Origin of the sequence: Agrobacterium sp. Ap1 (assembly GCF_017313375.1) — a bacterium.
Taxonomy (GTDB): Bacteria; Pseudomonadota; Alphaproteobacteria; order Rhizobiales; family Rhizobiaceae; genus Neorhizobium; species Neorhizobium cellulosilyticum.
Map to the genome: position 1 here is coordinate 1 of NZ_JAFLMY010000050.1, position 6,707 is coordinate 6,707.

General features: G+C 55.2%; 10 protein-coding genes and 2 pseudogenes. 11 read left to right on the forward strand and 1 reads right to left on the reverse strand.

Translation table 11 applies throughout. From position 1 onward, the window contains the following. The first annotated feature begins 257 nt into the window (after positions 1-257). From JZX87_RS30645 to JZX87_RS32130, 11 genes and pseudogenes are all read left to right on the forward strand, one after another. Positions 258-548 (forward strand): hypothetical protein, encoded by a 291-nt coding sequence (locus JZX87_RS30645; RefSeq protein ID WP_206829607.1) that lies wholly within the window; start codon positions 258-260, stop codon positions 546-548. Continuing rightward, on the forward strand, positions 548-814 hold the full coding sequence (locus JZX87_RS30650) for a DUF1488 family protein (protein WP_206829608.1): 267 nt from the start codon (positions 548-550) through the stop codon (positions 812-814). The genes JZX87_RS30645 and JZX87_RS30650 overlap by 1 nt, the downstream gene beginning before the upstream one ends. A 411-nt stretch (positions 815-1,225) precedes the next feature. After that, complete coding sequence (locus JZX87_RS30655; protein ID WP_148147861.1) at positions 1,226-1,453, forward strand: hypothetical protein; 228 nt, start codon at positions 1,226-1,228, stop codon at positions 1,451-1,453. Positions 1,454-1,932: 479 nt separating this feature from the next. Then, entirely contained in the window at positions 1,933-2,172 is a 240-nt protein-coding gene (locus tag JZX87_RS31980) for a DUF4167 domain-containing protein (RefSeq protein ID WP_206829609.1), read from the forward strand. Positions 2,173-2,457: 285 nt separating this feature from the next. Then, positions 2,458-2,805: pseudogene (locus JZX87_RS31700) on the forward strand (glycosyltransferase family 4 protein); the annotation flags it as partial. 767 nt (positions 2,806-3,572) lie between these two features. Next, complete coding sequence (locus JZX87_RS30670; RefSeq protein WP_206829611.1) at positions 3,573-3,890, forward strand: PepSY domain-containing protein; 318 nt, start codon at positions 3,573-3,575, stop codon at positions 3,888-3,890. Between the two features lie 29 nt (positions 3,891-3,919). Then, a complete protein-coding gene (locus tag JZX87_RS30675; RefSeq protein ID WP_148147864.1) occupies positions 3,920-4,522 on the forward strand; it encodes a general stress protein in 603 nt (200 codons plus the stop codon). Positions 4,523-4,590: 68 nt separating this feature from the next. After that, positions 4,591-5,127 (forward strand): YciE/YciF ferroxidase family protein, encoded by a 537-nt coding sequence (locus tag JZX87_RS30680; protein ID WP_206829612.1) that lies wholly within the window; start codon positions 4,591-4,593, stop codon positions 5,125-5,127. Between the two features lie 13 nt (positions 5,128-5,140). Beyond that, positions 5,141-5,471: pseudogene (locus JZX87_RS30685) on the forward strand (catalase); the annotation flags it as partial. A 177-nt stretch (positions 5,472-5,648) separates the two neighbouring features. Further along, positions 5,649-5,879 (forward strand): DUF6894 family protein, encoded by a 231-nt coding sequence (locus JZX87_RS30690; protein ID WP_206829613.1) that lies wholly within the window; start codon positions 5,649-5,651, stop codon positions 5,877-5,879. Between the two features lie 62 nt (positions 5,880-5,941). Continuing rightward, complete coding sequence (locus tag JZX87_RS32130) at positions 5,942-6,178, forward strand: DUF6894 family protein (RefSeq protein ID WP_404946228.1); 237 nt, start codon at positions 5,942-5,944, stop codon at positions 6,176-6,178. A gap of 98 nt (positions 6,179-6,276) precedes the next feature. Here the strand turns inward: JZX87_RS32130 and JZX87_RS30695 are convergent. Then, positions 6,277-6,707: Crp/Fnr family transcriptional regulator (locus JZX87_RS30695; protein WP_206829614.1), on the reverse strand; the 431-nt coding region annotated here is incomplete at its 5' end.

The window sequence follows — 6,707 nt, forward strand, 5'->3', positions numbered from 1 at the left end:
GCAAGTTGACCCATTCCCGGCCTTGGCCGGAAAGCTCGATGATCAACCGAGCTACACCATTCCATGGGACACGATCACTATTTGAATTGCGCCGAGCAACCGTGCCTCCTTCTCATTCGCGGTTTCGAGGGCGATCAATTACCACGGCTCAGCCTTGTAATCGAATATATTAGCACGACTTATAGTGCAGCGACGGTTTGTCTTCAGGGCGCTGTCGCCAAGGTCGCAAATCCTTGCCCCAACTAAAGGAGGACAGCATGTCTTCCAATCCACCAGCAGCAGCGCAGATCGACAACGACGGCTTCAAGCTGATCCGGGACGTCTTGAGGACTGCCGGTCTTCGTGGCGTCGAAACCGATGCGAGTTCCGATATGAAGCGCGACGCACTGATCTTTCTCACCTCCGAATTTCGCGGTGGGGTCAGGACCAAAGCCAACCTATTGGACGCGCTCACTCGGCGCAGCCGGTCTTCAACGGTCGGCGCCCGGTTCGGCCGTTTTTCGAAAGAAGATGGCCTCGACCGGTGGCGGGACGAAGGTGGGCGTTGATGGGTATTAGGTTTCCGAATGAAGCTCGAAGTTTCGATGACAAGAACCGCTGTGTTCGATTTAGCGGGTACGACGGGATGTTTGAGGTCAAATTCTATCTCGCGACTGACGTACTCGCCTGTGGTAAAGCGCACAGACACGCAAGCGAGAGCGACTACCTGACCACGTTCGATGCGTCACGACGGAGAATTCTAAAAGTGGCCACAAATGCTTACTTGTCAGCGCAATCGAATTCTATCTCCTTGAGCTTACAGGATTTCGGTTGAGCAGGCTGTCTTCTTAAAGGATATGACCATGCGTCAGCCAACCATTCCAGGAACCAGCCCACCCGGCACAGCGAAAATGGTTCTGGTCAGCGACTTCGCAAGACGGTTTCGACTTGATCGGGTCGAGGAGAACAGATTACGGAAGCTTCTCGGACCAATCGCCAGAGAGACAGATCTTCTCAGAAACGCGGGCCGATAGGCGCGGGTTGTGAAGGGTTGGTTCGCCCTCACAGGACGGATCGCATTTTCACTTTGACAGCGGCGACTGCGATGACCTTGCAGGACTTCGTGATTGTCACAGCGCATCGGGTTGGAAATAGCTCCAAAAACCGAGCGCCTTGCAAACCATGAAGGCGCGATGCGGATCACGGCTTCACTGGACAGTTCCATCTCAAGAAACGGATCTCAGCCATGAAGACTACTATAAAAACGGTCACCATCGATCGACCGTTCCAACTGCCTCGGATGGCCGCACCACATCCGCCAGGGACGTTCGAGCTCCAAATCGACGAGGAACCTCTCGATGTGGTGTGGGAAGCCTATCACCGAACGATGACGCTGTTCCTGACCTCGGATGGCCTGACCGAGGCATGGCCTGTGTCTGAAGAAGAACTGGACAAGGCGATGGCGTCGCATTGATTCTTACCCTCTGTTTTGGCCGCCTCACACGAGACCTTCCGGTCGGCAGACCGAACTCGGCAAGCTGCGCGTCTGGGGTCGCGAACCGTCTCTGAAACTCTGGAAGGCATCCACGCCGTTCAGGTGAATTAAAGGGGCGAGGCGTTGAATCTGCGCCCATTGCACTCCGCAAACAATACAAGCCGAACCTGGAGGGAAGTATGTCGGGCATTCCGACAGCGCTCTGACGGGCGCTGGCAGTCATTTTCTTAAACTCGTCGCGAATGAGTTAAGCGCAACAGATAATCATATGTCGAGCGAGTTTATTATCGTTGGGCGGACACAACATTAAGCCGCAATGAGAGCTTAGTCTCTTCAGCTCATGACGCCGCGCCGATGCGGCTATGTCATTGGCGCGTTCGCCGACATTCGTGGCACTCAATCATTCTCAGAAATAATTCCGTTTAAGAGGCAAGCCTTGTGAGGCTTGAAGTGTTCTTTTGAATTCATCACGCCAAAATTCCCGCCCATCGACCATCAGGCCTGCAAAGGCTCGCCTGACCGCAACCGAAACTCCTAACTGGCAGAGCCTGACCAAGCGATATGAGCAATACCTAGCTCTGGCGCGGGAAACTGCCCAGGCGGGAGACAGAATCGAGGCGGAGAATCTTTATCAGCACGCAGAACACTTCTATCGGACGGCAGCCCTCCAGAAAGCGCGTAAGCAACAATTAACATGAAGCAGCTGAAACCGGCCCGCAGGACTTTCAGGAAAAGCTTGGCTACAGATCGTCACGAGATATCGCAATCCGTATGCTGGCAACGGACTGGCGCAGCTGCCCCTTTCGTCAGCCTCTGGACGCTGCCTTAGCTGACGGTTGATTTCGTCTTCTGGTAGGGCATGACTTTGATCCTTCCGGCGGCGGGGTTTCTGCTTCGGCTAATCATGATCCAACTGCGACCACTGCGCCTTCTTCGACCGCCGGTGCGTCAATGATTGAACAGGCTAAGTTCTCGGTACGACACGGTGTTTGACGACGTTACACGGGAGGCTTGATCTGCCGGATTTTCATCCGGTCTACCGTGCTTTTCCGGAGATGCCGCTGGTCTCCATCTCGAAGGATCAGCGTTTGCCGCTGCCAAACGCGAACTGGCTGGCCACCATTCAGCATGGACTTCCACAAGGACCTGCGCCAAAAAATAAACAAAAGCGTGATTATCTCGCCTTTCTAGGCCGAGTAGCGCCTGAGAAACGGCCGGACCGCGCAATCGAGATTGCAAAGCGAACCGGAATTCCGCTGAAGATTGCTGCAAAGGTCGATCCAACGGACCAAGACTACTTCGATCACGTCATTCGTCCGCAGCTCGACCACGGGACGCTTGCTCAGGGTGAAGCTCGATATAATCCTATGTCATACCATAACGGGTCTATATGGCCGCATGACAATGCCGCGATCGCAATCGGCTTTGCGCAATACGACCTTAAGGAGGAGGCGGTGCGCGTGTTCGAAGGACTTTTTGACGCTACCAAAGGGCAGGAGATGCGGCGTCTGCCTGAGTTATTTTGTGGCTTTATCAGAAACCAGGTCGAGGTCCGACGCCATATCCGGTTGCCTGCTCTCCGCAGGCATGGGCCGCTTCAGCCACCTCCGGAATTCTGGGGCCGTGTCTTGGTCTCGGGCAGGCCAACAGTTAGAATGAAAACCGCTTCCGTAAACCGACCATGCCACATTCTTAGATGGGATGTCCGGCGGAATGTTCAGATCGGCTCATCTTCAGCCGATTTTCGAATGCATCGGTACGGAAACGACGTGGCAACGAATGTTTGGATCGATGGGGAGATGCTAAGATCCACATCGTTAAGTAGCGCGCTGGTAGTGGCATACTCTGGATCGTATTCTCCCGGTCAGTGTGGTGCTGCCATCAAATGTAGCGGCAAGCCTACAATCCTGATCGTGGTAGAGCGATAAGAGCTGCCCCCCTCCGTGAGGCGGGCGGGCAGCCCTTTGCGCAGAAGATGCTGCAGGCTCTAGTCGCGACGGCAATCACAATTTCCGGTTTATTTCGGAACGAAACTGCTCGGCAGAGGTTAGATGCTCACGGGTCTGTGAATACAGGTCCGATACGAGAGGAAGCATCAGTGAAAAACATAATTCTTGCCGCGGCGATCATCAGCGCGTCCGCTCTATCTGCGCATGCCCAGACGACACCGCCCGCTAACTCGAGCGGTGACACCCCGGCCGTAGCAACGCCCGATTCCAAGAATGCGATCGCACCCGTCGAGGGCGCCAATAGCTTCACCCAGGATCAGGCAAAATCCCGCATTGAGAAGGCAGGCTTCTCCGACGTCAAGAACCTGAAGAAGGACGACAAGGGCATCTGGATGGCTGCCGGCATGAAGGACGGAAAATCCGTCAATGTCGCGCTCGACTACCAGGGCAACGTCGTTGCCGAATAATTCAACACATTCAATAGGAAATTTTGATCATGAAAACTGTAACAGGACTTTTCGACGACTATTCCGACGCTAGTGCCGCTGTCAGCGCGCTCGAATCCGCCGGCGTGCCATCCAAGGATATCAGCATTGTTTCCAACAATGCCGATAATCGTCACGCCGACACGTCGAACGCGACAGAAGGTGCCGGCACAGGCGCTGGTATCGGCGCAGCCGTCGGCGGGGCGGGCGGTCTTCTAACAGGCCTCGGCCTGATGGCCATTCCCGGTGTTGGACCCGTTGTTGCGGCCGGTTGGCTGGCGGCAACCGCGGTAGGAGCGGTCGCGGGTGCGGTTGCAGGCGGTGCGACGGGCGGTATTATCGGCGCGCTGACAAGCTCTGGCGTGTCTGAGGACGATGCGCATGTCTACGCCGAAGGTGTTCGCCGCGGCGGTTCGCTGGTAACCGCAAAGGTGGACGATGCACTCGCTCCCGAAGCCGAGGTAATCCTGGAGCGCTCGAACTGGGTTGATCCGGCTGAGCGCCGCGCGTCCTATAAAGAGCACGGCTGGACCAGGTTTGACGATACGCTCGATCCTTACAAAGCTAACGAAGTCGAAGAGGAACGCGGCCGTTACCGCAACGCTGCACTGTGATCCAGATCGCGTCCCTTACGGCCGCAACATCTAGCATTCGCATAGATTTTCAACCTAAGGATACTCAAATGGCTACCGAAAAGACATTGAACGACCTCTTTCTTGACACCCTCAAGGATATCTATTTTGCGGAAAAACAGATCCTGAAGGCTCTGCCAAAGATGGCGCGTGCCGCTCAGTCGGAAGAAGGCAAAGCCGGCTTCCTGCAGCACCGTGACGAGACCCAAGGCCAGATCGAACGTCTCGAACAGATCTTCGAACTCCTCGGCAAGCCGGCCCGCGGCAAGACCTGCGAAGCCATCCAGGGCATTCTCGCCGAAGGCGAGGAAATCATGGAAGAATACAAAGGCACCGCTGCGCTCGATGCCGGCCTCATCTCTTCGGCTCAGGCGGTAGAGCACTACGAGATCGCCCGCTACGGCACGTTGAAATCCTGGGCCAAGCAGCTCGGCATGAAGGAAGCCGTCACCTTGCTCGATGCCACCCTGCAGGAAGAGATCGCCACCGACCAGAAGCTGACGGCCCTCAGTGAAGGGACAGCCAATACCAAGGGCATGGGCGACGCCTCAGCCAGCGCCAAACCTGCGCTGAAGAAGGCCAGCTAAACTCCCTCAGCAAATGATCAGGCCGCCTTTCAAGGCGGCCTTTTTTGCTTTCAAGTCGCCCATTTTCACACCCCTGTCCAGGAGCTTGACCCATGGCCAAAAACCAGCCACTGCGTCCGCAGATTCGAAGTTTATCACCGCGACTATCCACGATCAGAAACTGACGCGTGGTACGGGTGGGGAGCTTCACCAGACCGCCGATGGCGACACGCCGGTGATGACCACTGCCCAGGGCGGGCCCGGTGGCCGACGATCAGAACTCGCTTCGTGTCGGTCCACGTGGTCCGCTTGTCGTCGATGACTTTCATTTCCGGGAAAAAATGTTCCAACACGACCACGAGCGAAAAGCATTTGAAAGGGGAAATCTGCAGCGAACTCGATCGTCTCGAATTGTTGCTCACACAAATCGAACATCATTTCGTCCGCTACCGTGCAAATGGAAATTTGTCCGCTACCGTCCAATGACTTCTTCTCTCCTTCAAGTCACGATGAAGGTCGCGGCTGGTTAGACGGGAGCTGGTATGCCTCGGTACTTTTTTAGTTTTGATTTCGCTGAGGAAACGATTGCCGATCCAGATGGCGGTGAGGCTTCCGACTTAGAAGCGGCGCGAGATGATGCTCGAGCAGCCATCCGCGAGATCGCAGCTCAATATCTCAAGGCAGGAATACAACTGACGTTGATTAGCATCACCATCTGCGACAGCGATGACCGGGAGCTCGCAAAGGTTACCGCTGGAGAGGCGCTGGACTAGGTGGTTAGAAGCGTCGCAGCGTTTACTTCGTAGCCTATTTCAATCGAGAAAGAAGCCTAGCAATGCCGATATATTACTTTGATTTCGAGAATGGTGACGAAAAGTCCCATGACACAACCGGTGACCTGTTGTCAGATCATCACGCTGCTCGCATCGAAGCAAGTCGGGCGATCGCTGAGTATGCGAACGACGTGGTTGTTAATGACGGCCCCGAATTGACCATGGATATCAGAGCTAGGGATGAGCAGAGCCGTCCCATCTTAAACGTCTCCATCCAATTCGAAGCCAGTTCCCTCTGATTGACCTCAGCTGTAATGCGGCGCTTTTCTCGCTATGACCAGAGCGGAGGCAGAACAACCAAAGAAATCGGTATGAACGGGAGAAAGCGTGCGCCCGGTTATCGATCCGGCTTCACAAACTGATTGTACTCATGTTCAGGGACACCGTACGCGTCCGACGCCAATTCTTCCAGGCCTGCACGGTCACGCACCACAATTGCACCCCGAAGAGATCGCACCAGTTGTTTTCCCTCGAGCAAGTGGAGACATGTGGTGATGCTTTGCCTACGAACGGCAAGCATCTCTGAAAGAGACGCGTGTGTGAATCTGATCGTATCAGTCAATGATCGATCATGACACATCAGTATCCAGCGAGCGAGTCTCTGCTCGATTTGATGGTTGGCGTTTGAAAACGCGCTGTAAGCAGTCTGAACGGCTGCAGTGTGAATGTAGCGGTTGATAATACCTCTCAACTGCTGATTCCGATGAAGCCGCCCCTTTGTTCCGAGATGATTGCGCCCCGTGATTCCGGGATGATCTCGCCCCCTTC